This is a genomic window from Nocardiopsis sp. M1B1 (assembly GCF_052466615.1).
The window spans coordinates 3,807,985-3,829,941 of the sequence record NZ_CP196194.1; the positions used below are offsets into that span (position 1 = coordinate 3,807,985).

The window sequence follows — 21,957 nt, forward strand, 5'->3', positions numbered from 1 at the left end:
TCCGCGAGAGGGCGTCCGGACCGGTCCCCGTGTCCGCAGCCCCCGTTTACGGCCTCGGGGCCCGGGTAGCCGCCGCACCCAACGGACATCCGCCGCTTCGGGGCGCGCCGACGCGTCCCGCCACCGTTGGGAGGAAGACCATGAAGGCCGTCGTATGGCACGGTATCGGTGACATCCGCCTGGATGACGTGCCGGAACCGCGCATCGAGCACTCCCAGGACGCCATCGTGCAGATCACCACGAGCGCGATCTGCGGCACCGACCTGCACATGATCCGGGGCACCATGCCGGGAATGGTGCCGGGCACCGTCCTGGGCCACGAGGGTGTCGGCGTGGTGACCGAGGTCGGTTCCCAGGTCCGCAACTTCCAGCCGGGCGACCGGGTGGTCATCCCCTCCACCATCGGGTGCGGGGCGTGCAGCTACTGCCGGTCGGGCTACTTCGCCCAGTGCGACAACGCCAACCCCGGGGGCCGACGCGCGGGCACGGCGTTCTTCGGGGGGCCGGAGGCGACCGGTTCCTTCCCCGGCCTCCAGGCCGAACGGGTGCGCGTCCCCTACGCCAACGTGGGGCTCGTCAGCATCCCCGAGCGTGTGAGCGACGAGGAGGCCGTCCTGGTCTCCGACATCTTCCCCACTGCGTGGTTCGGGGCCAAGCTCGCCGAGATCACCCCGGGCGACACCGTCGCGGTGATGGGGTGCGGGCCCGTGGGACTGTTCGCCGTGCTGAGCGCCTTCCTCCAGGGAGCGGGGCGCGTACTGGCGGTCGACGGGGTCGCGAGCCGGTTGGAGCAGGCGCGCCTGCTGCACGCCGAGGTGATCGACTACACCTCGGAGGACCCGGTGGCCACCCTGGTGGAACTCACCGGGGGCATCGGCCCGGACCGCGTGATCGACGCCGTCGGGGTCGACGCGGAGCGGCCCAAGCAGGGACCGGCCGCCCAGGAGGAGATGAAGGAGCAGTTCGCGACGGAGGTCTCCGAGCTCGTGCCCGAGCCCCGGTCCCAGGGAGACACCTGGGTTCCCGGCGACGCCCCGTCCCAGGCCGCGCGGTGGGCGGTGGACGCGATCGCGAAGGCGGGCACCCTGTCCGTCATCGGCGTCTACCCGCCGACGATGACGCACTTCCCCATCGGCGCGGCGATGAACAAGAACCTCACCCTGAAGATGGGTAACTGCAACCACCGCACCTACATCCCCGAGCTTCTGGAGATGGTGGCCAGCGGCAGCGTGGACATCACCTCGGTCCTCACCCAGGAGGTGCCGTTCGACGAGGTGCTGGACTCCTACCGCGCCTTCGACCACCGCGAGCCGGGCTGGACCAAGGTGGCCGTGACCACGGCCTGACCACCCGACGGCGCCTACCGCACGGGGGCCTCGGCGTTCGTCCTCGTGTGGAAGCCGCCCCTGCCCACCTCGACGAAGCCGAGCGAGTCGTAGAGGGGGCGGCCGTCCTCGGTCGGGACGAGGACCACGCCACGCCCCCGGTGGTGGAGCAGTACCCGCGACAGCACCGCACGCGCGATGCCGCGCGACCGGTGCTCGGGCGCGGTCACCAGCCAGTAGAGGGCGACCACGCCGCCGTGGTCGAAGGTCAGGCAGGCCGAGGCGGGCGAGCCCCGGTACGTGGCGAGCCAGGCCCGCCAGCCTCCCCCGTCCAGAAGACCGACGGGAAGGAAGCACTGAGGCGTGTGCGGCTGGCGAGACGGCAGAGGAAAGCCGTCCACCACGAGCCGCTCCACCGTGAGCAGGGCCTTCTCCTCGCCCACGGCGGCGATCCCGACCTCCGGGCGGGGACGGGGCGCGGGCGCGGGCGCCGCGGTCCCCCCGCGCACCATGACGGGCCGCGGGGTCCGCGCGAACCCCTCCAAGGGCCGGAGTCTTCCGAAGGGATCGTCCAGGCTCACACGGCCCGGCGCGGACAGGGCGGACGACACCCGGTCCGGGACGCGCGCCGCGGCACGCGTGAGGTGCACCCTCGTCTCCCGGGGGTCCGCCGTGCGCAGGACGCTGAACCCGTCGTGGGCGTCGGTCTCCTCGGTCCGGCCCGCCAGAAGGTGTCTCCACGCCTCGGCGTGGTTCCGCGCGTACGCCTCCACCGCGTCCATGTGCCTCCTTCTGCGAGCCCGGTTCACCCTGGATTGAACATGTTGGCGGGCGGCGGCGCCACCGCTTTGTCACGGCACCTGTTCACACACCGTACTGTCCGTAACCGGTCACGGACTTGACACGCATGGTGATGGCACGGGACGCTCGTGCAACCGGATGCAACTGACCCGAGAGGAAAGCATCCATGGCACTGCGTTACTTCGGCAAGGATCCGGAATCCGACACGAAGGGCTCACCGACGGTCTTCGTCGATGAGGTCACAGCCGACCTGGTCATCCAGGGCTGGAAAGCCAGCGAAGAAACCCTGACCGCATGCCGGGAGGTCGGCACCATCCCCGACCACGAAGCGGTCGTGCGTGTTCCCGCCCGTATGGTCAAGATCCTGAGGGAGGCCTGCAATGACGCAGAACGCACCCACCTTCGATGACCTGCTCAACTCCTGTCAGGAGTCCGCGATCCACCTGGAGATGCGCGACGTCTACGGTGTGGCCGACGAGGTCTCGGGCTTCGAGGAGTGGAAACGGGTCGGGCACCGCGGCGACTGGAATGACCGCGAGTCCTGGTGGGCCCCGTTCTACCAGGCGGTCGCCGAAGCCACGGCCCGAGGCGTCACCGTGCGTCGGGCACGAGTGGTCTCGATGCCGGTGACGGACTACATCCGTTTCGAGCACGCGGGCACCCAAGGGAACATCATCGCGGGAGAACACGTACGCTGGCTCCCACGCCGTCAGGCGACCGACATCGCGTTCCCCGGCAACGACTTCTGGCTCTTCGACGGACGCATCGTCCATGTCAACCACTTCACGGGAGACGGACGATGGCTTGAGCAGGAGGTCACCGAAGACCCGGAGCTCGCCAAACTGTGCTCCTCGGCCTTCGAGGCCGTCTGGGAGCGCGCCATCCCCCACGCCGACTTCCGCCTCTGACCACTAGAACACCGGATACCAGTTCGTGCCCTCGTCTTCCAGATCCAGTGCCCGAGCGGCCCGCGAGGCCGTCGCTTCGCGGCTGAGAGAAATCCGCCTGGACGCCGGGCTGACCGGGGCCGAACTGGCGTCCCTCTGTCAGTGGAACAAATCGAAGTCCTCGCGCATCGAGAACGCGAAGACACCGCCCTCCGACGCCGACATCAGGGCCTGGTGCAGAGCCTGTGGAGCGGACAGCCAGGCGGAGGACCTGGTCTCCGCATCGCGGAACGCGGAGTCGCTGTACGTGGAGTGGAGGCGCAAGCAGCGCGCCGGGCTCCGACACCTCCAGGAGTCCTACATTCCCCTGTTCGAACAGACCGGGCTCTTTCGGATCTACACCCCGAACGTGATCCCCGGGTTCCTCCAGACCCCCGGCTACATCGCCGCGCTCTTCACCGCCATCACCGATCTCGACGGTGACGACGAGGACATCGACGCGGCCGTGGACGCCCGGATGGACCGCTCACGCATCCTCAGGCGTGGCGGTCACCGGTTCTCCATGCTGCTCGAAGAGTCCGTCCTGCGTTATCGCATGGGCACTGCCGAAGTGATGGCCGGGCAGCTCGGACATGTGCTGTCCGCCATGTCCCTGCCCAACGTCTCCGTGGGGGTCATTCCCTTCTCCACCCAGCGCCTCGTGCTGCCGCTCGAAGCCTTCACCGTCTACGACGACAGCCTCGTCCGCGTCGAACTCACCACCGCGGAGCTCACCATCGAGGCCCCGACCGAGGTGGCGACGTACACGAAGGCGTTCGGCCGCCTCCAGAAGCTCGCCGTCTACGGGCCCAGGGCCCGAGCGCTGATCACCTCGGCGATCGAGGCGCTCGACTAATTTCCGTGCAACTTCGTGCAACCCGCTAGGTCCTCATAGGCCACTCTCTGTAGCGTTCCGATCAGTCCCCGACGCAGATCGGACGCTCCCGTGCAGAGTCCTCCCCCGCCCGGCGAACCCCAGGTCGATCACGCCGAAGTCGTGCTCCTCGCCCTGCGCAGGCACTACGGCGACCGCTACGCCATCCACCACAACGGCGACCTGTGGGTGGCCACCGACAGATCACCCTCCGGCCTGACGGCTCCCACCCTCATCGAACCGACGCTGGAGGCCTTCGTGGCCGCGCTGGAAGCTCCGGGACAGCGCTTCGGAAGACCGTTTCCGCCCGAACCCCCGTGCTCCCAGCGTGTTCCCGAAAGAGGCTGAGAATGGCAGACTGCTCCCCCTGCAACGGAACGGGCAAGGTCATTGCCGGAGGCGACGGCAGCGGCCCCTGGTCCGACAAGGAAATCATCGACTGCCCGCTGTGCAACGGGACCGGTGGCGTATGACCCCCGACCACGCCTCGCTGCTGGAGCTGCGGAACCGGCTGGCCGACGCGCTGGAGACGACCGGTCCCGTCCGGGAGGCCTTCGCCAAGGTGCCCCGGCACCTGTTCATCCCCGACCGCGTGTGGCCCGATGCTGTGGGCGACCCCCTGGACCGACGGGACGCGCCGCAGCGGTGGGCGGATCTCACCTACGCCGACGCACCGGTGATCACCCAGGTCAACGACGGCAACAGCGGGCCCATGAACATCCCGACGTCCTCCTCCTCGGCGCCCTCGGTCATGGCCACGATGATCGAGGCCGCCGGGGTGGGCCCCGGCCAGCACGTGTTGGAGGTCGGCACCGGTACGGGCTACAACGCCGCGATCCTGTGCGAACTCGTGGGCCCGGTCGGTGAGGTGACCACGGTGGAGGTGGACGCCGGTGTGGCCGGGCAGGCCGCCGATCGCCTCCGGGCGACCGGTTACGCGCCGCGCACCATCGTGGCGGACGGCGCCGCCGGGTACGCGGAGGGGGCGCCCTACGACGCGGTCATCGCCACCTGCGCCGTGGTCGAGGTTCCCCGGGCGTGGATCGGGCAGACCCGGCCCGGGGGCGTGGTCGTCACACCGTGGGAACCGGTGGCGAACCTGCCCGGCGGAACCATGGCCCGGCTCGTGGTGTCGGAGGAGGGTTTCGCGCAGGGGCGCTTCGCGGGTGACGCCAGCTTCATGCCCCTGCGCGACCAGCGCGCCCGGTACGGCGCTCCGCACGACCTGCACGGCACAGCCGAGCGCACGTGGAACCGCGGCGGGGACGCACGCGAGGTGGTCATGGGCGGGGCCGGTCCGCAACTGGCGCTCATGATGCCCGGTGTCCGGATCGGCATGCGCGCGGTGCGTGGCGAAGCCGATACGTGCGTGTGGCTCTCGGCGCTGGACTCCCCGTCGTGGGCGCGGCTGTACGCGGACGGCAGGGTGGAACAGGGCGGCCCGCGACCGGTGGGTGAGGAGGTCATCGCGGCGCACGGGTACTGGACGGCGCGGGGGTGCCCGGAACTGACGGAGTACGGGCTCACCGTGACGGCGTCGGGTGAGCACACGGCCTGGCTCGGTGATCCCTCCGGGCCGCGCTGGCCGCACCGGACCGCGACGGAACCCGCCTCCGCCTGACCCGGAACGCGTGGGGCCGGTGCTCACGGAGAGCACCGGCCCCGCCTGTCTTCTGGAGCCGCTGGAGCCACACGAGTCCGGCCCGCCAGGAGGCGTCTCCAGGCCTCGGCGTGGTTCCGCGCGTACGCCTCCACCGCGTCCATGTGCCTCCTTCCGCCGCTGTCCGCCCCGTCTGGGTGATGTCCGACCACGAGCCCGGTTCGTCCTTGATTGAACACTTTCGCGGGCGGCGGCGCCACCGCTTTGTCACGGCACCTGGTCGCACACCGTACTGTCCGTAACCGGTCCCGGACCTGACGGGTACCGGAGAAGGCGGTACCGGTCTCCGCGCGGGTCCCGGTTCTCAGAGAAGCCGCAGGAATCAGGCCCCGACGGCTTCCGGGCCGGTGAGCGCGGTCCGGACGGCGGCCCCGGAAACGTCGTAGGCCGGGCCTAGAGTCGTCCTCGACCGCACGGCGGACGACACACTGTTCTCCCTGGGGTTTCAGAGGTGATCACACGGGCACCTTGCAGAGACATCGGGTCGTCGGTGCGGAGGGCGCAACGGCCGGAGTGAGCGATCAACGGCCGCGGCCGTCCGGGGAAAAGGGGAGCGGGGGAACATGACGCTGGCGATTTTCGTAGCGGTTGCGGTCACGGTAGCGGTGGTCGTGGACACCCTGGCCCCGATGGGGTCCAGAAGCGGGCTGGGAGTCCGCAGGGGTGCGGCGCGCAGGGCGCTCACGGCCCTGCGGCGCAGCCTCCAGCCCCCGCACGTGCCCGCGCGCGCCGTGGAGGTGGAGGAGCCCTCCGTCAACCGGGCGCCGGAGCCGAGGCGCGAAACCGAACCGGCCGGACTGGGTATCACCGTCACGCCGTCCCGCGCCCGCCGCACCTGGAACCCGGGGCCCGCACGGACCGGCCGACCGCGCCGCGCCGCCGCGAAGGCCTCCCTCTCCTGACAGCCGCCTGACAGCCAAACGACCGGGGCCGGTGCTCGCCTGCGAGCACCGGCCCCGTCCTCGTGTGCGGTCCGGCCTCAGCCGTGGAGCAGACGCTCGGCGGCCTCCCACGGGGCCTGCGGCCCGCTCGGGCGGTACCGTCCGACCTCGGTGGAGTCGGCCACGATCCGGCGCAGGTCGGCCAGGCCGCCCTCCACCACTCCGACCGCGCGGGCCTGCACCAGCAGGTTGCCGATCGCCGCCCCCTCCGCGGGCCCGGCGACCACCTCCAGCCCGACCGCGTCCGCGGTGAGCTGGCACAGCAGCGCGTTGCGCGAGCCCCCGCCGACCACGTGGACCACCTCCACGTCCGTCCCGCTCAGCTCGGCGGCCCGGCGCACCGCCCGGCGGTAGGCCAGCGCCAGGGAGTCCACCACGCACCGCGCCACCTCGGCCTCGCCCTCCGGCGGGCGCTGCCCGGTCTCGGCGGCGAACGCGGCGATCCGCGCGGGCATGTCCCCCGGCGGCAGGAACCGGGGGTCGTCCACGTCCACCACGCACGACAGCGCGGGCACGCGGGCGGTCCGCTCCAGCAGGTCGGCCAGGTCCACCTCCCGTCCCCGCTCCCGCCAAGTGCGCAGCGACTCCTGGAGCAGCCACAGTCCCGCGACGTTGCGCAGGTAGCGCACCGTGCCGTCCACGCCCAGCTCGTTGGTGAAGTTGGCCGCCCGGCTCGCCTCGGTGCGCACCGGGGCGTCCAGCTCCACGCCCACCAGAGACCACGTCCCCGAGGAGACGTAGGCGAAGCGGCGCGTGGTCGCGGGCACGGCCACCACGGCGGAGGCGGTGTCGTGCGAGCCCACCGCCACCAGCGGCGCGCCCGCCGCGGCGCCGAGGCCCGCACCGGATTCCGGGCCGCCCCGGAGGGCGCCGACGACGGTTCCGGGTTCGACCAGGCCGGGCAGCAGGTCCCGCGCCGCGACGCCGAAGCCCGTCTCCAGCAGGTCCAGGCAGGCGTCGGCCCAGCGGCGTTCGCGCACGTCGACCAGGCCGGTGGTGGAGGCGTTGGTCAGCTCCGCGACCCGCTCGCCCGTCAGCCAGTACCCGAGCAGGTCGGGCACGAGCAGCAGATCGCGGGCCGCGGCCAGCTGGGCGCCGCCGGATGCGGCGGCGAGCTGGAACACCGTGTTGAACGGCTGCACCTGCAACCCGTTGACCGCGTACATCCGCTCGGCGGGCAGGTGCGCGAACACCCGCTCGGGCGCCCCGTCGGTGCGGCCGTCGCGGTAGTGCACGGGGTTGCCGAGCAGGGCTCCGTCGGCGTCCAGCAACCCGTAGTCCACCGCCCAGGAGTCCACGCCGACCGAGACCAGGCCGTGGGGTCCGGCGGCCCGCCGCAGCCCTCCGACCACGCCCGCGTACAGGGACAGCACGTCCCAGTGCAGGCTGGCGCGGCCGTCCGCGGGCACGGTGACCGGCCCGTTGGGGAAGCGGGCCACCTCCTCGGTGCGCAGCCGCCCGTCCTCGAACCGCCCGGCGATGACCCGGCCGCTGGAGGCGCCCAGGTCGACGGCGGCGTGGACGGCGCCCCCTCCAGCGGCACCCCCTCCGACGTCTCTCATCGCAGGAACGCTGCGGCGACGCCGCTGTCCACGGGGATGTGCAGGCCGGTGGTGTGCGACAGCTCCCCCGCGGTCAGCGCGAACACCGCGTTGGCCACGTGCTCGGGCAGCACCTCGCGGCCCAGGATGGTGCGCTGGGCGTAGAACGCGCCCAGGTCCTCCTCCCTGACCCCGTACACCTTGGCCCGCTGGGCGCCCCAGCCCCCGGCGAAGATCCCCGAGCCGCGCACCACCCCGTCGGGGTTGACGCCGTTGACCCGGATGCCCTCGCCGCCCAGTTCGGCGGCCAGCAGCCGCACCTGGTGGGCCTGGTCGGCCTTGACCGCGGAGTAGGCGACGTTGTTGGGACCGGCGAACACGGCGTTCTTGGAGGCGATGTAGACGATGTCGCCGCCCATGCCCTGGGCGGTCATCGTCCGGGCCGCCTCGCGCGAGACCAGGAAGGACCCCTTGGCCATGACGTCGTGCTGCAGGTCCCAGTCGCGCTCGGTGGTCTCCAGCAGCGGCTTGGAGATGGACAGCCCGGCGTTGTTGACCACCAGGTCCACGCCGCCGAAGGCCAGGGCGGCCTCGGCGAAGGCGCGGGCCACCGCACCCGAGTCGCTGACGTCGCAGGCCAGGCCCACCGCCGTGTCTGCGCCGCCCAGTTCGGCCGCGGCGGCGGCCGCCCTGTCCGCGTCCAGGTCGGCCACGACCACGCAGGCACCCTCGCCCGCCAGGCGTGCGGCGATGGCCTTGCCGATACCGCTGGCCGCGCCCGTGACCAGGGCGACCCGGGCGGCGAGCGGCTTGGGCCTGGGCAGGCGGGCGAGCTTGGCCTCCTCCATCGCCCAGTACTCGATGCGGAACTTCTCCGACTCCTCGATGGGCCGGTAGGTGGAGACGGACTCGGCGCCGCGCATCACGTTGACGGCGTTGACGTAGAACTCGCCCGCCACGCGCGCGGTCTTGGCGTCCTTGCCGAAGGAGAACATGCCCACGCCGGGGACCAGCACGATCGCCGGGTCGGCGCCGCGCATGGCGGGGCTGTCGGCGTCGGCGTGGCGCTCGTAGTAGGCGCGGTACTCGGCCCGGTACTCCCGGTGCAGTTCGCGCAGGCGCTCCACGGCCCGCTCCAGCGGGGCGTCGGCGGGCAGGTCGAGCACCAGGGGGCGGACCTTGGTGCGCAGGAAGTGGTCGGGGCAGGAGGTGCCCAGCGCGGCCAGGCGGGGGTGTTCGGCCCCGGCCAGGAAGTCCAGGACCACGTCGCTGTCGGTGAAGCGGCCCACCTGGGGGTGGTCGGTGGAGGCCAGTCCGCGGATGACCGGGGCCAGGGCGGCGGCGCGCTCGCGGCGCTCGGCCCCGGGCAGGGCGCCGTAGCCGTCCAGGGCGGGGCCGAAGGGCTCGGGGCGGCCGTTCTCCTCCAGGAACCTCTCGGCGGTGCGGATGATCTCCAGGGAGTTGGCCTGGCACTGCTCGCTGGTCTGGGCCCAGGCGGTGATGCCGTGGCCGCCCAGGATCGCGCCGATGGCGTCGGGGTTCTCCTCGGCGATGCGTGCGATGTCCAGGCCGAGCTGGAACCCGGGGCGGCGCCAGGGCACCCACACCACGCGGTCGCCGAAGCACTCGCGGGTCAGGCGCTCGCCGTCCGCGGCGGTGGCCAGGGCGATGCCGGAGTCGGGGTGCAGGTGGTCCACGTGCGCGGCGCGCAGCAGGCCGTGCATGGCGGTGTCGATGGAGGGCGCGGCGCCGCCCCTGCCGAACAGGCAGTGGTCGAAGGCGGCGACCATCTCGTCCTCGCGGTCCTCGCCGGGGTAGACGTCCACGAGGGCGCGCAGGCGGTCCAGGCGCAGCACGGCCAGGCCGTCCTCGGTGAGGGTGCCCAGGTCGCCGCCGGAGCCCTTGACCCAGAGCAGGTCGACGTCCTGTCCGGTGACGGGGTCGGTGCGGGTGCCCGCGGCGGAGGTGTTGCCCCCGGCGAAGTTGGTGTTGCGCGGGTCGGCGCCGAGGGTGTTGCTGCGGGCGAGGAGCTGTTCGACGACGTCGGGCACGGGATCTCCCTGTTCGGTGCTGCTGTGCTGGGTCGGCGGCCGGTTCACGCGCCCCACCCGGCCTGGGCGCCGCCCTTACGCTCCTCGGCGACGCGCTCGGCGTAGCCGGAGCGGGCGTGCGCGGCCATGGGGTCGGGGTCCAGCCCCTGCTCCCGGCGCAGGTCGGCGAGCATGGGCCGCACGTCGGTGTTGTAGGCGTCCATCAGGGCGGCGTTGGCGGCCAGGACGTCTCCCTCGCGCTGGGCGGCGGCGAGCGCGTCGGCGTCCACGAGCAGGGCCTTGGCGGTGGCCTCCTGCACGTTCATGACCGAGCGGATCTGACCGGCGATCTTGGGCTCGATGTTGTGGCACTGGTCGAGCATGAACGCGACCCCGGTGTCGGCGGCCAGGCCGCCGCCGCGCACGACCTCGTACATGATGCGGAAGAGCTGGAAGGGGTCGGCGGCGCCGACCATGAGGTCGTCGTCGGCGTAGAAGCGCGAGTTGAAGTCGAAGGCGCCGAGCTTCCCGGCGCGCAGCAGGAACGCGACGATGAACTCGATGTTGGTGTGCGCGGCGTGGTGGCCGGTGTCCACGCAGACCACGGCCCTCTCCCCCAGCTCCAGGCAGTGGGCGTAGGCGGTGCCCCAGTCGGGGACGTCGGTGGCGTAGAAGGCGGGCTCGAAGAGCTTGTACTCCAGCAGCAGGCGCTGGTCGGGGCCGAGCCGGTCGTAGACCTCGGACAGGGCCTCGGCGAGGCGGTCCTGGCGGGCGCGCAGGTCGTCCTGGCCGGGGTAGTTGGTGCCGTCGGCGAACCACAGCTTGAGGTCGCGCGAGCCGGTGGCGTCCATGACGTCCACGCACTCCAGCAGGTGGTCGATCGCCTTGCGGCGCACGCCCGGATCGGGGTTGGTGACGCTGCCGAGCCGGTAGTCGTCGTCCTGGAAGACGTTGGCGTTGACGGTGCCGACGCCGATGCCCAGGTCGCGCGCGTGGGCGGCGAGCGCGGCGTAGTCGTCGACCCGGTCCCAGGGGATGTGCAGGGCGACCGTGGGGGCGACCCCGGTGAGGCGGTGGACCTCGGCGGAGTCGGCGACCTTCTCCCAGGGGTCGCGGGGGACGCCGGGCTGCGCGAACACCTTGAACCGGGTACCGGAGTTCCCGAAGGCCCAGGAGGGGAGTTCGATGTGCTGGCGCCGCAGGACGGCCAGGGCGTCCGCGCCGCGTTCGGGGAGTGCTGCCACGGTGGGGCTCCGTTCGGGGAGGGCTCGCCTGCCGGTCCGACCGGCGGGAAGGCCCATTGAATCGTTTCACTCAGGTTGCGCTGAAACTACCGCCAGCTCTTCTGATGTGTCAAGGTTCACTTACCCTTACGCCTGGCCAGGCGATCATCCGCTGCTTGAAACGTTTTATGAACAGGGGGCGCACGGCCCGAGAAGGAGACCCGCGCCACGCCGGGGCGACGGCGGTGGGAGCGGCCCGGGGGGCGGTTCCGACGCCCGCCCCTTCGCCGGGCCGGGCGCCCGGCCCGGCGAAGGGGCCGCGGCTCAGGCTCCGAGGGCCATGCGCACGCCCAGGGTGAGCATGACGGCGGCGATGAGCGCGTCCAGGACCCGCCAGGCGCCCGGGCGGGCGAAGACCGGGCGCAGCAGGCGGGCGCCGAAGCCCAGACCGAAGAACCACACGAAGCTGCCCGTGACCGCGCCCGCCGTCCACCACCAGCGCGCGTCGCCGCCCTGCTGGTTGGCCAGCGAGCCCAGGAACACCACCGTGTCCAGGTACACGTGCGGGTTGAGCCAGGTGAGCACCAGCGCCGTGGTCACCGCGGCCCCGCGCCCGCCGGGGAGCCCGCCGCCGACCACCAGGGAGCCGGGGCGCAGGACGCGGCGCGCGGCGGACAGGCCGTAGACGACCAGGAAGCCCGCGCCGAGCAGGCGGACCGCGGTGACGGCGAGGGGCGCGGCCTCGACGACGACGCCGACGCCGAGGACCCCGGCCGTGATGAGCACGGCGTCGGACAGGGCGCAGACCAGCACCACCGGCAGGACGGTTCCGGTGCGGCCCTCGATGCCGATCCGCAGGACGTGGGCGTTCTGGGCGCCGATGGCCACGATGAGCGCGAGCCCGGTGCCGAGGCCGAGCAGGGCGGGGAGGAGTGTCTCGTTCACCCCGAAAAGCTAGGTCGGGCACCCGTGTGTAGTAAAGCTAAACTTTCTTAGCATCCCTGAGAGAGGCTTAACATGCCGTTCCAGTTCGACCATCTGCGCACCCTGACGACCCTGGTGGACGAGGGCACGTTCGAGGCCGCCGCGCGGCGGCTGCACGTGACGGCCTCGGCGGTGTCCCAGCGGGTCCGGGCCATGGAGCAGACCGCGGGCCGGGTGCTGGTCCAGCGCACGAACCCCGTGCGGACCACCGCCGCCGGGGACGTGGTGCTGCGCTACGCCCGCCAGGTGCTGCTGCTGGACGAGGACGCCGACGCGGAGCTGCGGCTGGGCGAGCACGAGCGGGGCCGGGTGTCGGTGCCGCTGGCCGTCAACGCCGACAGCCTGGCCACCTGGTTCCTGGAGGCGCTGGCGGACCTGCCAGCCGACCTGGGCGCGGTGTTCGAGATCTACCGCGAGGACGAGGAGCACACCACGTCCCTGCTGCGTTCGGGGGCGGTGATGGCCGCCGTGACCTCCACACCCGAGGCGGTCCAGGGGTGCACCGTGGCGGGCCTGGGCGCGATGCGCTACCACGCGGTGTGCAGTCCGGACTTCGACCGGGAGCACCTCGGCGGCCGGGCGGACCCGGAGCTGCTCGCCCGTGCGCCGGTGGTCAACTTCGACCGCCGCGACGACCTCCAGGACCGGTTCCTGCGCGAGTCCGTCGGCGGCGAACCCTCCGGCCCCCGGCACTACATCCCCGCGTCGGAGGACTTCGCCCGGACCGTCCTGCTCGGGTTCGGGTGGGGCGTGGTGCCCGAACCGCAGTGCTCGGAGCACATCGCCTCGGGGCGGCTCGTGGCCCTGGCCCCGGACCGCCCCGTGGACGTGCGCCTGTACTGGCAGCGGTGGAACCTGCGCTCCCCGGTCCTGGACCGGGTCTCGGAGGCCGTGCGCGCGGGCGCGGCCGAGCGCCTGCACCCGCTGGGCTCCGACCGGGGGCGCTCGGTCGGGGCGCAAGGTGGGTAGGTCCCCCCGTGCCCGTTCGGCGGGCCGCCGGGGGCGGCACGTCGACACCACCGTCAAAGGAAGGCCCGTCATGAGCCTGAACGCCACCGCCGTCGACCTGGGGACCTACGGAGTGTGGGTGAACAGGACCGACCTGACCGCCGAAGCGGCCGCCGAGATCGAACGGCTGGGCTACGGCGCCGTCTGGGTCGGCGGCTCCCCCGGCGCCGACATGGAGGAGGTGTCCACGGCGCTGGCCGCGACGTCGCGGCTCGCGGTCGCGACGGGCATCGTCAACATCTGGACCGCGGACGCGGAGGCGGTGGCCGACTCCTTCCGCCGAATCGAGTCCGAACACCCCGGCCGGTTCCTGCTCGGCATCGGCGCGGGCCACCGCGAGGCCAACGGCCCCGAGGCGGTCAAGCCCTTCGGCGCGGTGGTGGACTACCTGGACGTCCTCGACCGCGGGGGCGTGCCCGCGGACCGGCGCGTGGTGGCCGCCCTGGGGCCGCGGATGCTCCGCCTGTCCACCGAGCGCGCCGCCGGAACCCACCCGTACCTGGTCAACCCCGAGTTCACCCGCGACGCGCGCGAGGCGCTGGGCGAGGGTCCGCTGCTGGCGCCCGAACACAAGGTGGCCCTGGGCGGGGACCGTGCGGAGACCCGGCGCACCGCCAGGAAGGGGCTCAGCGTCTACGTCGACAACCGGCTGACCAACTACCTCGCCAACTTCCGGCGCCTGGGCTTCTCCGACGAGGACTTCGCCGACGGCGGCAGCGACGCGCTGGTGGACGCCATGGTCGCCCAGGGCGCACCGGAGACGGCGGCGGCGGAGCTGCGCGCGCACCTGGAGGCGGGCGCGGACCACGTCGCGGTGCAGCCGCTGGCCGAGGACGACGACATCCTGCCGGTGCTGGCCCGGCTCGCCCCGGCTCTGGGGCTCACCGCCCGGGGCTGAGTCCTCCCCCGAAGCGCCTCCACCCGAGACGCGGGGAGCTCCCCGGCGATCTTGCTCCCAGTGCCATTTTCGGCGTTCACAGTGACGCCGGGAGCAAGGTCACTGCGTGTGAGCCCCCTCCCGGTCAGCGGACTCCCGCGCGCAGGTGGTCGCGCAGCTCCCGCGCCACGCGCGCCATGAGCGCCTCGGCCCCGGGCTGGTGGTAGGCGGGCACGCGCGACTCGGTCAGCACCGCGACGGCGAAGGCCTGGCCGTCGGCGTGCTCGACCACACCGATCTCGTGGCGCAGGTTGAGCAGGGTTCCGGTCTTGGACGACCACCGGGAGAGGTCGGAGGTGAAGTCGGGGGCCAGCCGGTGGCGCAGCAGGTTGTCACCCATCAGCTCCCGTACCCGGGCGGCTACGTCCGGGTCGATCGCCCGGGGCCGCCACAGCGCCTCCAGCAGGTCGGCGAAGGCCCGGGCCGCCCCGGAGCTGGCCCGGGTGACGTCGAGCTGCTCGATGCGGTGCCCCCGCCCGGCGGTGCCCTCGCCGATGGCCAGCGAGTGCGCCAGGTGCGCGCCCTCGGGGCCGAGCCGGTCGGCGGGGGTGTCGCTGAGGCCGCGCATCGTGTGCCGGACGGTGATGCCGCGCAGCCCGGCCGCGCGCAGCGACGCGGCGACCCGCTCGGGAGGGGTGATCTCGAACAGGGCGTCGGTGGCGGTGTTGTCGCTCAGGCACATGCTGAGGTAGAGCAGGTCCTCGACGCTGACGCGGGCCGGGTGGCGGAACCGGCTCATCCCGGTGGGTCCCGGGGTAGTGACCCGGCCCGGCTGCACGAGGACCTGTTCGGCGCCGTCGATCTCACCCGCGCGGATACGTTCGAGCGTGGCGACGGCGAGCGGGACCTTGACGAGCGAGGCCGTCGAGAACTCCAGGTCGGGTTCGATGCCCAGTTCCTCGCCCGTGCGCATGTCCCGTACCAGGAAGGAGCCCCGCAGTCCGCCCTCGTCGAGTTCGCGGCGCAGGTCGCGGACCAGGGCGGTGGCGCTCACGCGGACTCCCGTTCTGCGTCGGTGCGCCCGGGCGGCCCGTCCGTGCCGGGCCGCCCCTCCCCCTCCGGGGCGCCCAGGCACCGGGCGATCGCCCGCCCCAGGAGGGCGCGCAGCCGCTCGGCCTCGTCCCCGGTCTCGGCGGCCACCTCGTAGCCGCGTGCGAGGCGGACCTCGCCCGTGGGGCGCCAGTACAGCCCCAGGTCCTCGGCCTGGCGGGGAGAGCACAGCAGGAGGTCCCGCGAACCCAGGACCTCGGCGGCGGCGGAGGCCAGGGAGGCGGCGAGGACCACCTGGCCGGGCCGCAGGCCCACGGCGTCGCGCAGGCGGTTGAGGGGGTCGCGCACGTGGGGGACGTCGTCCTCGGGCTGGAGCCAGACGCGGCGGCCGCGCGAGGACGAGCGGTCGCGGGGCAGGCGCAGGGTCTCCAGGTAGACGGCCCCGGCGCGCGGCTCCCCGGTGCCCGCCAGCCCCAGCGGGACCGTCCACGCGGCCTCGTCGGGCGGCACCCCCGCCAGGGCGGCGCGCACCTCGCGGGCGCCCAGCAGCTCGGTCCGCGCCGCGGGCGCGGCGGAGCGGAAGTCCAGGTGGATGCCCTCCTCGCGGGCCTCGGCGCCCAGGAGGGCGAGGTCGCGCGTGGCGCAGGTGTCGGGCACGGCCAGGCGCAGCGGGCGCAGCGCCGCCCTCTCCGCGTCGTGCTCCATCTCCTCGGCCAGCCGGACCAGGCGCCTGGCCGAGGGCAGCATGTCGCGGCCGAACTGGGTGAGGGTGGCCCGGCGGGTGGAGCGGTCGAACAGGCGGGCGCCCAGGTGCCGCTCCAGGGCGGCGATGCGCCTGCTGGCGACCGGCTGGGGGATGCGGGCGGCGGCGGCTCCGAGGGTGAAGCTGCCCCTCTCGCTCACGTTCACGAACGCCTTGCAGGCGCCGACGAGGTCCATGACCCTCATGGTATGCCGTTTTGGCATGGAACTGGTCGTTTCTGTCTTGGACAGCATCAGTGCCAGCGGTCAGACTGCTGGTCGAGGCCGCCCGGCAGGGCGGCGCGTGCGGGTTCCCGCACGGCTGACCGGGGGTCCTTCCGTGTCCGGGCCGCCTTCGGGCCCGGCCGAGGACCCGCGCACACCCAGGACAGGAAGAGCAGGCACACATGGTGTTCTCATCCCACCGGCGCACCGGACTCGCGGCCCTGGCCGCGGTCGTCCTCGTCCCCGCCACCGGCTGCGCGGCGGCCAACGGCGCCGCGACCCCCGAGGCGGAGCAGTCGGCCTCTCCGGCGGCCTCCGGCGGTCCCGCCCGGGAGTTCGAGCGGCTGGAGGAGGAGTTCGACGCGCGGCTGGGCGTCTACGCGGTGGACACCGGCAGCGGCGAGGAGGTCGAGCACCGCCCCGACGAGCGGTTCGCCTACGCCTCGACGCACAAGGCCCTGACCGCGGCACTGGTACTCCAGCAGAACACGCCCGAGGAGATGGAGGAGGTCGTCACCTACACCGAGGAGGACCTGGTCGACTACTCGCCGATCACCGAGCAGCACGTGGACACGGGCATGACGCTGATGGAGGTGGCCGACGCCGCCGTCCGCCACAGCGACAACACCGCCGCCAACCTGCTGTTCGAGGAACTGGGCGGGCCGGACGCGTTCGAGGACGAGCTGGAGGCGATCGGCGACGACGTCACCGACCCGGAGCGGCTCGAGACCGAGCTGAACGACTGGACCCCCGGGGACACCAGCGACACGAGCACGCCGCGCGCCATGGCCGGGAGCCTGCGCGAGTTCACCCTCGGCGACGCCCTGCCCGAGGACCGGCGCGAGGTGCTCAACGACATGCTCGTCAACAACACCACCGGCGACGAGCTGATCCGCGCCGGGGTGCCCGAGGACTGGAGGGTCGGCGACAAGACCGGCGCCGGGAGCCACGGCACGCGCAACGACATCGCCGTCATCTGGCCTCCGGAGGGCGACCCCATCGTCCTCGCCGTCATGTCCAGCCGTGACGAGGAGGACGCCGAGTACGACAACGCCCTGATCGCCCGGGCCGCCGAGGTCGTCGCGGAGGAGCTGGCCTGACGCCGCTCCGTGCCGACCGGGCACGGAGACCGGACGTCCCCAGGACAGAAGGAGCAGGGAAGATGTTGCTTTCACCCCTACGGCGCACCGGACTCGCGGCCCTGGCCGCGGTCACCCTCGTTCCCGCCGCCGCCTGCGGGGCGGACGGTTCCGGACCGGCTCCGGGGACGGAGCCCTCGGCCGGGCCCTCCGCCGAGGGCTCGGCCGGGCGGTCGGCCCCGGCCGACCTCTCCTCCGGATTCGCCGACGAGTTCGCGGACCTGGAGGAGGAGTTCGACGCGCGGCTGGGCGTCTACGCGGTGGACACCGGCAGCGGCGAGGAGGTCGCGCACCGCCCCGACGAGCGGTTCGCCTACTGCTCCACCCACAAGGCCTTCAGCGCGGCGCTGGTGCTCCAGCGGAACACGCCCGAGGAGATGGAGGAGGTCGTCACCTACGACGCCGACGACGTGTTCGGCCACTCACCGGTCACCGAACAGCACGTCGACACCGGGCTGCCCCTGGCGGAGGTGGCCGACGCCGCCGTCCGCTACAGCGACAACACCGCCGCCAACCTGCTCTTCGACGAACTCGGCGGACCCGACGGGTTCGAGGAGGCGATGGAGGAGATGGGCGACGACGTGATCGAGGCCGACCGCGTCGAACCCGGCCTGAGCCGGTGGGCTCCCGGTGACACCCGGGACACGAGCACGCCGCGCGCCATGGCCGGGAGCCTGCGCGAGTTCGTCCTCGGCGACGCCCTGCCCGAGGACCGGCGCGAGGTGCTCACGCGGATGCTCGTCGACAACCTGACCGGGGACGAGCTGATCCGCGCCGGGGTGCCCGAGGGCTGGGAGGTCGGCGACAAGACGGGGAGCGGGAACTACGGCACGCGCAACGACATCGCCGTCCTGTGGCCCCCGGAGGGCGACCCCATCGTCCTCGCCGTCATGTCCAGCCGTGACGAGGAGGACGCCGAGTACGACAACGCGCTGATCGCCGGGGCCGCCGAGGTCGTGGTGGAGGCCCTGGGCTGACGGCGCCGGGCTCGGTGCGACCCGGCTGAGGCGACTCGGCCGGGAGAGCTCGGCCGAAGAAGCCCGGTCGAAGGGGCCCGCTGAGGACCCGGGGGCGCGTGCCCCCGGGTCCTCCGTCTCCCCCGGCCTGTGCCCACCAACACGGGCCGGGCCGGAGAGGCCCGTCACCGGTGCGCGCGGAACGCCCGAACGTGTGCTTCCGCACCTTCCGCCCCGGATTCGGCCACTCGAAAACGTGTCCTAGCCTGGGAGCGGTCCGGGCCCGGCGGGCGCCGGGAAACTCCCCTCCTGTCCAGAACCGAGCGAGTCCGAGGAACAGCGTGAGCATCAGTCCCCGTGTCACAGCGATCGTCTTCCGCGTGGTGGCGGTCATCGAGGCCCTGACCTGGATCGGCCTCCTGGGCGGCATGTACGTCAAGTACCTGGGCAGCGGCAGCGAGGCGGGCGTGCACCTCTTCGGCCCCCTGCACGGGGGCGCCTTCGTGCTCTACGTGGTGGTCACCCTGGCCGCCGCCCTGCACCTGCGCTGGAACCTGTGGGCGACCCTGGTGGCCCTGGCCGCCTCCGTGCCTCCCCTGGGCACCCTGGTCGCGGACTGGTGGCTGCACCGCACCGGGCGTCTGGCCCCCCGCGCCGAGGAGCGGGACCGCGCGCCCGAGCCCGTGGCCTGAACCCCCGGACTTCGCGGGGCCCGACGGGACTTCATCCTCCGTTGGGCCCCGCGCCACCTTCCGGAGCATGACCCTTTGCGCACGAGCGGTGACCTGTGGTTGATTGACCACCAGTCAGTGACCCCCAGCGCCGAAGGACCCCCATGCCCTCCGCCCGCACCGCCGCGCTGACCTGCGCCGCGCTCGCCCTCGCCCTGACCAGCGCCCCCTCCCCCGCCTCCGCTGCCGAGCAGGCCCTCTCCCGGACCACCTCCGTGGGCGTGCACAACGCCTACGAGACGGCGACCTTCCCCCACTTCGCCGACGCCCTCGACTCCGGTGCCGGGCTCCTGGAACTGGACGTGTGGACCGACGAGTGGTTCGGCACCTGGCGGGTCAACCACGAACTGGTCGGCCAGCACAACAACTGCGCCGGGGCCACCAGCCCCGACGAACTGCGCCGGGGCGGCGACGGCGACCTCGCCGACTGCCTGCGCGACGTGCGCACCTGGCACGAGACCAACCCCGGCCACCCGCCGCTGCTGCTCAAGGTCGAGATGAAGAAGGGCTACCACGCCGAGGCGGGTCTGGGCCCCGCCGAGTTCGACGCGCTCGCCGACCAGGTCCTGGGCGACGCCCTGTTCCGGCCGGACGACCTGCTGGCGGGCGCCCACGCCACCCTGGACGAGGCGGTGCGCGCCGACGGATGGCCCTCGCGCGGCGCTCTGGCCGGGAGGGTCGTCGTCTACCTGACCCCGGGCACCTTCGAGCAGGGCAACCCCTTCGACGACCTGTGGACCGACGAGGAGCAGGCGTCGCGCCTGCGCGACCTGGCCGCCGAGGGCCGCCTGGACGAGGCGGCCACCTTCCCGGCGGTGCTCGGCGCACGCGGCGGCGACCCGCGCGAGCGCTACGCCGAGGAGCTGCGGCCGTGGTTCGTGGTCTTCGACGGCAGCGCCCCGACCTACACCGGGGGGATCGACACCTCCTGGTACGGCGAGAACGACTACCTGCTGGTGATGACCGACGCCCACGCGGTGTCCCCCGCGATCGACGCGCGCACCCCCTCCCCGGAGGAGGCCGCCGCCCGCGTGCGCGAACTCGCGCAGGCCGGGGCCACCACGGTGACCAGTGACTGGGCGGGCCTGCCCGGGGTGCTGTCCATGGTCGTCCCGCACGGCCCGGGCGTCGGCTGACGCCGGGGCCGTCCGCCGCAGCGCCTACTCGGCTCGCGCCCCGCGCGAGAAGTAGGCGTTGGACGCGGGCAGGAACAGCAGCACGAGGGCGGACAGCCCCAGCAGTCCCGGAACGGCGTAGCCGAGGACGTCGTAGGCCGACATCCCGGCCGGCGGCCACACGATGGCGTCCATGTTCGCGGTGGCCAGGTCCATGAGCACGACGAGGGCAGCGGCGGCGGCGATCAGGAGGCGCGCCCAGTTGCGGCCCCGGCGCACCAGGACGGCGAGGAGGACGCCCACCGCCGCGAACAGCAGCGTGGCGGCGCCGGACACGGCGGCCTGGCGCAGGCCCCCCTCCTCGCCCGAGGCCGCGCGCATACTGTCCAGCCCGGTGGGGGCGACAACGAACACGTTCAGCACCCACAGCACGAGGTCGACGGCGATCAGGGCGAGCAGGAGCAGGAAAGCCGCCTCCACCGTCCCGGGGCGCCCGGTCTTCTCGGCGGTCGTACTCGTCATGGGTCCTCTTCTTCTTCCGCTGGTTCTCCGGGTGGGGGAGAAGGAGCCCGGGGGCACGGGACGCCTGAGTAGTCAGGAACTGTACAGCAAACGCCCGGGCCGGGCAGCGGCGCAGGTAAGGGCGTCGGCGGCGCTCCGGGAGACACCGCCCGGCCCCGACGGGGACCGGCGCCGGGCTCGGGCACCGCGGTTCGGAAAAGACCTGTCGAGGACGACGGAAAAGACGCGCAAAGAGCCGGGGATGGAACAGCGGAAAACGCGCATTCCCGCTCTATCGTTTCTCCGCCGTCTTGTACACCAACGACCTACTTCTACCCATGGGGTCAAAGAGTGGCGTTCTGGCCGGTCACGGCCATGAAAATTCACCGCGTCACACTTTGTGCACCGTGGGTGGTCCGTGTTCTCTTATGGACTGGCAAGTCATGACACGAGCCGAAGGATCACCCATGACCAGAACCCACCGGTCAGGTCCGGACAGACGCACCGTCCTGCGCGGGGCCGCGTTGGCCTCCGGCGCCGCCGTTCTCGGCGGGGCGCTCACCGCGGGGGGCGCGAGCGCCTCCGCGGGGGCGGCCGAACCGCCCCTGCACACCCGGGCCGACTGGGGAGCGCGCTCACCCGCGGGCCGGGTCCAGATCCTGACCACCGCGCCCAGCTACATCGTGGTCCACCACACCGCGACGGCCAACAGCACCGACTACTCGCTCAGCCACGCCTACTCCTTGTCCAGGGCGATCCAGAACTACCACATGGACTCCAACGGCTGGCTCGACACCGGCCAGCAGCTCACCATCAGCCGCGGCGGCCACGTCATGGAGGGCCGCGACCGCAGCTTCGCCGCCATCCGCGAGGGCAGCCACGTCGTGGGCGCGCACGTGGCCAACAACAACAGCACCTGCATCGGCATCGAGAACGAGGGCCTCTACACGAGCGTGAGCCCGACCGGGGCCCTGACCGACGCGCTGGTGGCCACCCTGGCGTGGCTGTGCGGGGCCTACCGGCTCGATCCGCACAGCGCGATCCTGGGCCACCGCGACTTCAACGCCACCGCCTGCCCCGGAGACGTGCTGTACGCGCTGCTCCCGGAGCTGCGCGACGCGGTCGCCGACGCCATGCTGGCACCGGTACTGGAACTGGCAGCCCGCCGCGCGCCCGCCGGGAACGGCCCGACCTACCCGACCGTGCCCGCGGACGAGCCGGACCGGCTGTTCTACCACGGTCCCGCCCGGGGCCCCGACGACTTCACCCGCTGACCCGCCCGCCGGAGCGCTCCGGGTCCCGCGCCGCC

General features: G+C 72.9%; 22 protein-coding genes. 14 read left to right on the forward strand and 8 right to left on the reverse strand.

The window, feature by feature from the left end; genetic code table 11:
- Positions 1–140: 140 nt before the first annotated feature.
- Positions 141–1,346: a zinc-dependent alcohol dehydrogenase gene (locus tag ACSTA4_RS16615; protein ID WP_444960062.1), complete on the forward strand. Its 1,206-nt coding sequence runs from the start codon at positions 141–143 to the stop codon at positions 1,344–1,346.
- Positions 1,347–1,360: 14 nt separating this feature from the next.
- On the opposite strand, the gene ACSTA4_RS16620 is transcribed toward ACSTA4_RS16615, so the two are convergent.
- Positions 1,361–2,107, reverse strand: coding sequence for a GNAT family N-acetyltransferase (locus tag ACSTA4_RS16620; RefSeq protein WP_444960063.1), 747 nt, complete (start codon positions 2,105–2,107; stop codon positions 1,361–1,363).
- 185 nt (positions 2,108–2,292) lie between these two features.
- Here ACSTA4_RS16620 and ACSTA4_RS16625 point away from each other — a divergent pair, with 185 nt between their 5' ends.
- From ACSTA4_RS16625 to ACSTA4_RS16650, 6 genes are all read left to right on the forward strand, one after another.
- Positions 2,293–2,535 (forward strand): hypothetical protein, encoded by a 243-nt coding sequence (locus ACSTA4_RS16625; protein WP_444960064.1) that lies wholly within the window; start codon positions 2,293–2,295, stop codon positions 2,533–2,535.
- Positions 2,507–3,034 (forward strand): DUF6879 family protein, encoded by a 528-nt coding sequence (locus ACSTA4_RS16630; RefSeq protein ID WP_444960065.1) that lies wholly within the window; start codon positions 2,507–2,509, stop codon positions 3,032–3,034. The genes ACSTA4_RS16625 and ACSTA4_RS16630 overlap by 29 nt, the downstream gene beginning before the upstream one ends.
- A 25-nt stretch (positions 3,035–3,059) precedes the next feature.
- On the forward strand, positions 3,060–3,908 hold the full coding sequence (locus tag ACSTA4_RS16635) for a helix-turn-helix domain-containing protein (RefSeq protein WP_444960066.1): 849 nt from the start codon (positions 3,060–3,062) through the stop codon (positions 3,906–3,908).
- A gap of 90 nt (positions 3,909–3,998) precedes the next feature.
- Entirely contained in the window at positions 3,999–4,274 is a 276-nt protein-coding gene (locus ACSTA4_RS16640; RefSeq protein ID WP_444960067.1) for a hypothetical protein, read from the forward strand.
- 121 nt (positions 4,275–4,395) lie between these two features.
- On the forward strand, positions 4,396–5,547 hold the full coding sequence (locus ACSTA4_RS16645) for a methyltransferase domain-containing protein (RefSeq protein ID WP_444960068.1): 1,152 nt from the start codon (positions 4,396–4,398) through the stop codon (positions 5,545–5,547).
- 602 nt (positions 5,548–6,149) lie between these two features.
- The gene (locus ACSTA4_RS16650) at positions 6,150–6,488 is read left to right on the forward strand and encodes a hypothetical protein (RefSeq protein WP_444960069.1); all 339 of its coding nucleotides are present in this window, start codon (positions 6,150–6,152) and stop codon (positions 6,486–6,488) included.
- 77 nt (positions 6,489–6,565) lie between these two features.
- Here the strand turns inward: ACSTA4_RS16650 and ACSTA4_RS16655 are convergent, their stop codons facing one another.
- From ACSTA4_RS16655 to ACSTA4_RS16670, 4 genes are all read right to left on the reverse strand, one after another.
- Positions 6,566–8,089 carry a rhamnulokinase gene (locus ACSTA4_RS16655; RefSeq protein WP_444960070.1) on the reverse strand — a complete coding sequence of 508 codons (1,524 nt, stop codon included), beginning with the start codon at positions 8,087–8,089 and terminating at the stop codon, positions 6,566–6,568.
- Entirely contained in the window at positions 8,086–10,176 is a 2,091-nt protein-coding gene (locus ACSTA4_RS16660; RefSeq protein ID WP_444960071.1) for a bifunctional aldolase/short-chain dehydrogenase, read from the reverse strand. Before ACSTA4_RS16660 ends, ACSTA4_RS16655 begins: the two co-directional genes overlap by 4 nt.
- Positions 10,164–11,342 (reverse strand): L-rhamnose isomerase, encoded by a 1,179-nt coding sequence (gene rhaI, locus ACSTA4_RS16665; protein WP_274973429.1) that lies wholly within the window; start codon positions 11,340–11,342, stop codon positions 10,164–10,166. The genes ACSTA4_RS16660 and rhaI overlap by 13 nt, the downstream gene beginning before the upstream one ends.
- Before the next feature lie 303 nt (positions 11,343–11,645).
- Entirely contained in the window at positions 11,646–12,266 is a 621-nt protein-coding gene (locus ACSTA4_RS16670) for a LysE/ArgO family amino acid transporter (protein ID WP_444960072.1), read from the reverse strand.
- Between the two features lie 72 nt (positions 12,267–12,338).
- Between ACSTA4_RS16670 and ACSTA4_RS16675 the strand changes: the two genes are divergently transcribed.
- A complete protein-coding gene (locus ACSTA4_RS16675; RefSeq protein ID WP_444960073.1) occupies positions 12,339–13,274 on the forward strand; it encodes a LysR family transcriptional regulator ArgP in 936 nt (311 codons plus the stop codon).
- Between the two features lie 70 nt (positions 13,275–13,344).
- The gene (locus ACSTA4_RS16680; RefSeq protein WP_444960074.1) at positions 13,345–14,211 is read left to right on the forward strand and encodes an LLM class F420-dependent oxidoreductase; all 867 of its coding nucleotides are present in this window, start codon (positions 13,345–13,347) and stop codon (positions 14,209–14,211) included.
- Between the two features lie 124 nt (positions 14,212–14,335).
- Here ACSTA4_RS16680 and ACSTA4_RS16685 read toward each other — a convergent pair whose 3' ends face one another.
- Positions 14,336–15,244 (reverse strand): serine hydrolase, encoded by a 909-nt coding sequence (locus ACSTA4_RS16685; protein ID WP_444960075.1) that lies wholly within the window; start codon positions 15,242–15,244, stop codon positions 14,336–14,338.
- Positions 15,241–16,179 (reverse strand): LysR family transcriptional regulator, encoded by a 939-nt coding sequence (locus ACSTA4_RS16690; RefSeq protein ID WP_416028142.1) that lies wholly within the window; start codon positions 16,177–16,179, stop codon positions 15,241–15,243. The genes ACSTA4_RS16685 and ACSTA4_RS16690 overlap by 4 nt, the downstream gene beginning before the upstream one ends.
- Positions 16,180–16,388: 209 nt before the next feature.
- Here ACSTA4_RS16690 and bla (ACSTA4_RS16695) point away from each other — a divergent pair, with 209 nt between their 5' ends.
- The 4 genes from bla (ACSTA4_RS16695) to ACSTA4_RS16710 all read left to right on the forward strand — a co-directional run bounded on the left by bla (ACSTA4_RS16695) (position 16,389) and on the right by ACSTA4_RS16710 (position 20,168).
- On the forward strand, positions 16,389–17,306 hold the full coding sequence (gene bla, locus ACSTA4_RS16695; protein ID WP_444960076.1) for a class A beta-lactamase: 918 nt from the start codon (positions 16,389–16,391) through the stop codon (positions 17,304–17,306).
- Positions 17,307–17,368: 62 nt separating this feature from the next.
- Positions 17,369–18,322: a class A beta-lactamase gene (bla, locus tag ACSTA4_RS16700; RefSeq protein WP_444960077.1), complete on the forward strand. Its 954-nt coding sequence runs from the start codon at positions 17,369–17,371 to the stop codon at positions 18,320–18,322.
- Positions 18,323–18,642: 320 nt separating this feature from the next.
- A complete protein-coding gene (locus ACSTA4_RS16705; RefSeq protein ID WP_378642365.1) occupies positions 18,643–18,993 on the forward strand; it encodes a DUF3817 domain-containing protein in 351 nt (116 codons plus the stop codon).
- 143 nt (positions 18,994–19,136) lie between these two features.
- The gene (locus tag ACSTA4_RS16710) at positions 19,137–20,168 is read left to right on the forward strand and encodes a phosphatidylinositol-specific phospholipase C domain-containing protein (RefSeq protein ID WP_444960078.1); all 1,032 of its coding nucleotides are present in this window, start codon (positions 19,137–19,139) and stop codon (positions 20,166–20,168) included.
- A gap of 24 nt (positions 20,169–20,192) precedes the next feature.
- On the opposite strand, the gene ACSTA4_RS16715 is transcribed toward ACSTA4_RS16710, so the two are convergent.
- Complete coding sequence (locus ACSTA4_RS16715) at positions 20,193–20,669, reverse strand: hypothetical protein (protein WP_444960079.1); 477 nt, start codon at positions 20,667–20,669, stop codon at positions 20,193–20,195.
- A gap of 446 nt (positions 20,670–21,115) precedes the next feature.
- Between ACSTA4_RS16715 and ACSTA4_RS16720 the strand changes: the two genes are divergently transcribed.
- Complete coding sequence (locus ACSTA4_RS16720; protein ID WP_444960080.1) at positions 21,116–21,922, forward strand: peptidoglycan recognition protein family protein; 807 nt, start codon at positions 21,116–21,118, stop codon at positions 21,920–21,922.
- Positions 21,923–21,957 lie beyond the last annotated feature (35 nt).

Bases quoted from the DNA above. Each gene is read 5' to 3' on its own strand.
- ACSTA4_RS16675 (WP_444960073.1), top strand. From the start codon at position 12,339: ATGCCGTTCCAGTTCGACCATCTGCGCACCCTGACGACCCTGGTGGAC.
- ACSTA4_RS16680 (WP_444960074.1), top strand. From the start codon at position 13,345: ATGAGCCTGAACGCCACCGCCGTCGACCTGGGGACCTACGGAGTGTGG.
- ACSTA4_RS16620 (WP_444960063.1), bottom strand. From the start codon at position 2,107: ATGGACGCGGTGGAGGCGTACGCGCGGAACCACGCCGAGGCGTGGAGA.
- ACSTA4_RS16630 (WP_444960065.1), top strand. From the start codon at position 2,507: ATGACGCAGAACGCACCCACCTTCGATGACCTGCTCAACTCCTGTCAG.
- ACSTA4_RS16625 (WP_444960064.1), top strand. From the start codon at position 2,293: ATGGCACTGCGTTACTTCGGCAAGGATCCGGAATCCGACACGAAGGGC.
- ACSTA4_RS16650 (WP_444960069.1), top strand. From the start codon at position 6,150: ATGACGCTGGCGATTTTCGTAGCGGTTGCGGTCACGGTAGCGGTGGTC.
- ACSTA4_RS16655 (WP_444960070.1), bottom strand. From the start codon at position 8,089: ATGAGAGACGTCGGAGGGGGTGCCGCTGGAGGGGGCGCCGTCCACGCC.
- ACSTA4_RS16720 (WP_444960080.1), top strand. From the start codon at position 21,116: ATGACCAGAACCCACCGGTCAGGTCCGGACAGACGCACCGTCCTGCGC.
- ACSTA4_RS16615 (WP_444960062.1), top strand. From the start codon at position 141: ATGAAGGCCGTCGTATGGCACGGTATCGGTGACATCCGCCTGGATGAC.
- ACSTA4_RS16715 (WP_444960079.1), bottom strand. From the start codon at position 20,669: ATGACGAGTACGACCGCCGAGAAGACCGGGCGCCCCGGGACGGTGGAG.
- bla (WP_444960077.1), top strand. From the start codon at position 17,369: ATGTTGCTTTCACCCCTACGGCGCACCGGACTCGCGGCCCTGGCCGCG.
- ACSTA4_RS16690 (WP_416028142.1), bottom strand. From the start codon at position 16,179: ATGGACCTCGTCGGCGCCTGCAAGGCGTTCGTGAACGTGAGCGAGAGG.
- bla (WP_444960076.1), top strand. From the start codon at position 16,389: ATGGTGTTCTCATCCCACCGGCGCACCGGACTCGCGGCCCTGGCCGCG.
- ACSTA4_RS16645 (WP_444960068.1), top strand. From the start codon at position 4,396: ATGACCCCCGACCACGCCTCGCTGCTGGAGCTGCGGAACCGGCTGGCC.
- ACSTA4_RS16710 (WP_444960078.1), top strand. From the start codon at position 19,137: ATGCCCTCCGCCCGCACCGCCGCGCTGACCTGCGCCGCGCTCGCCCTC.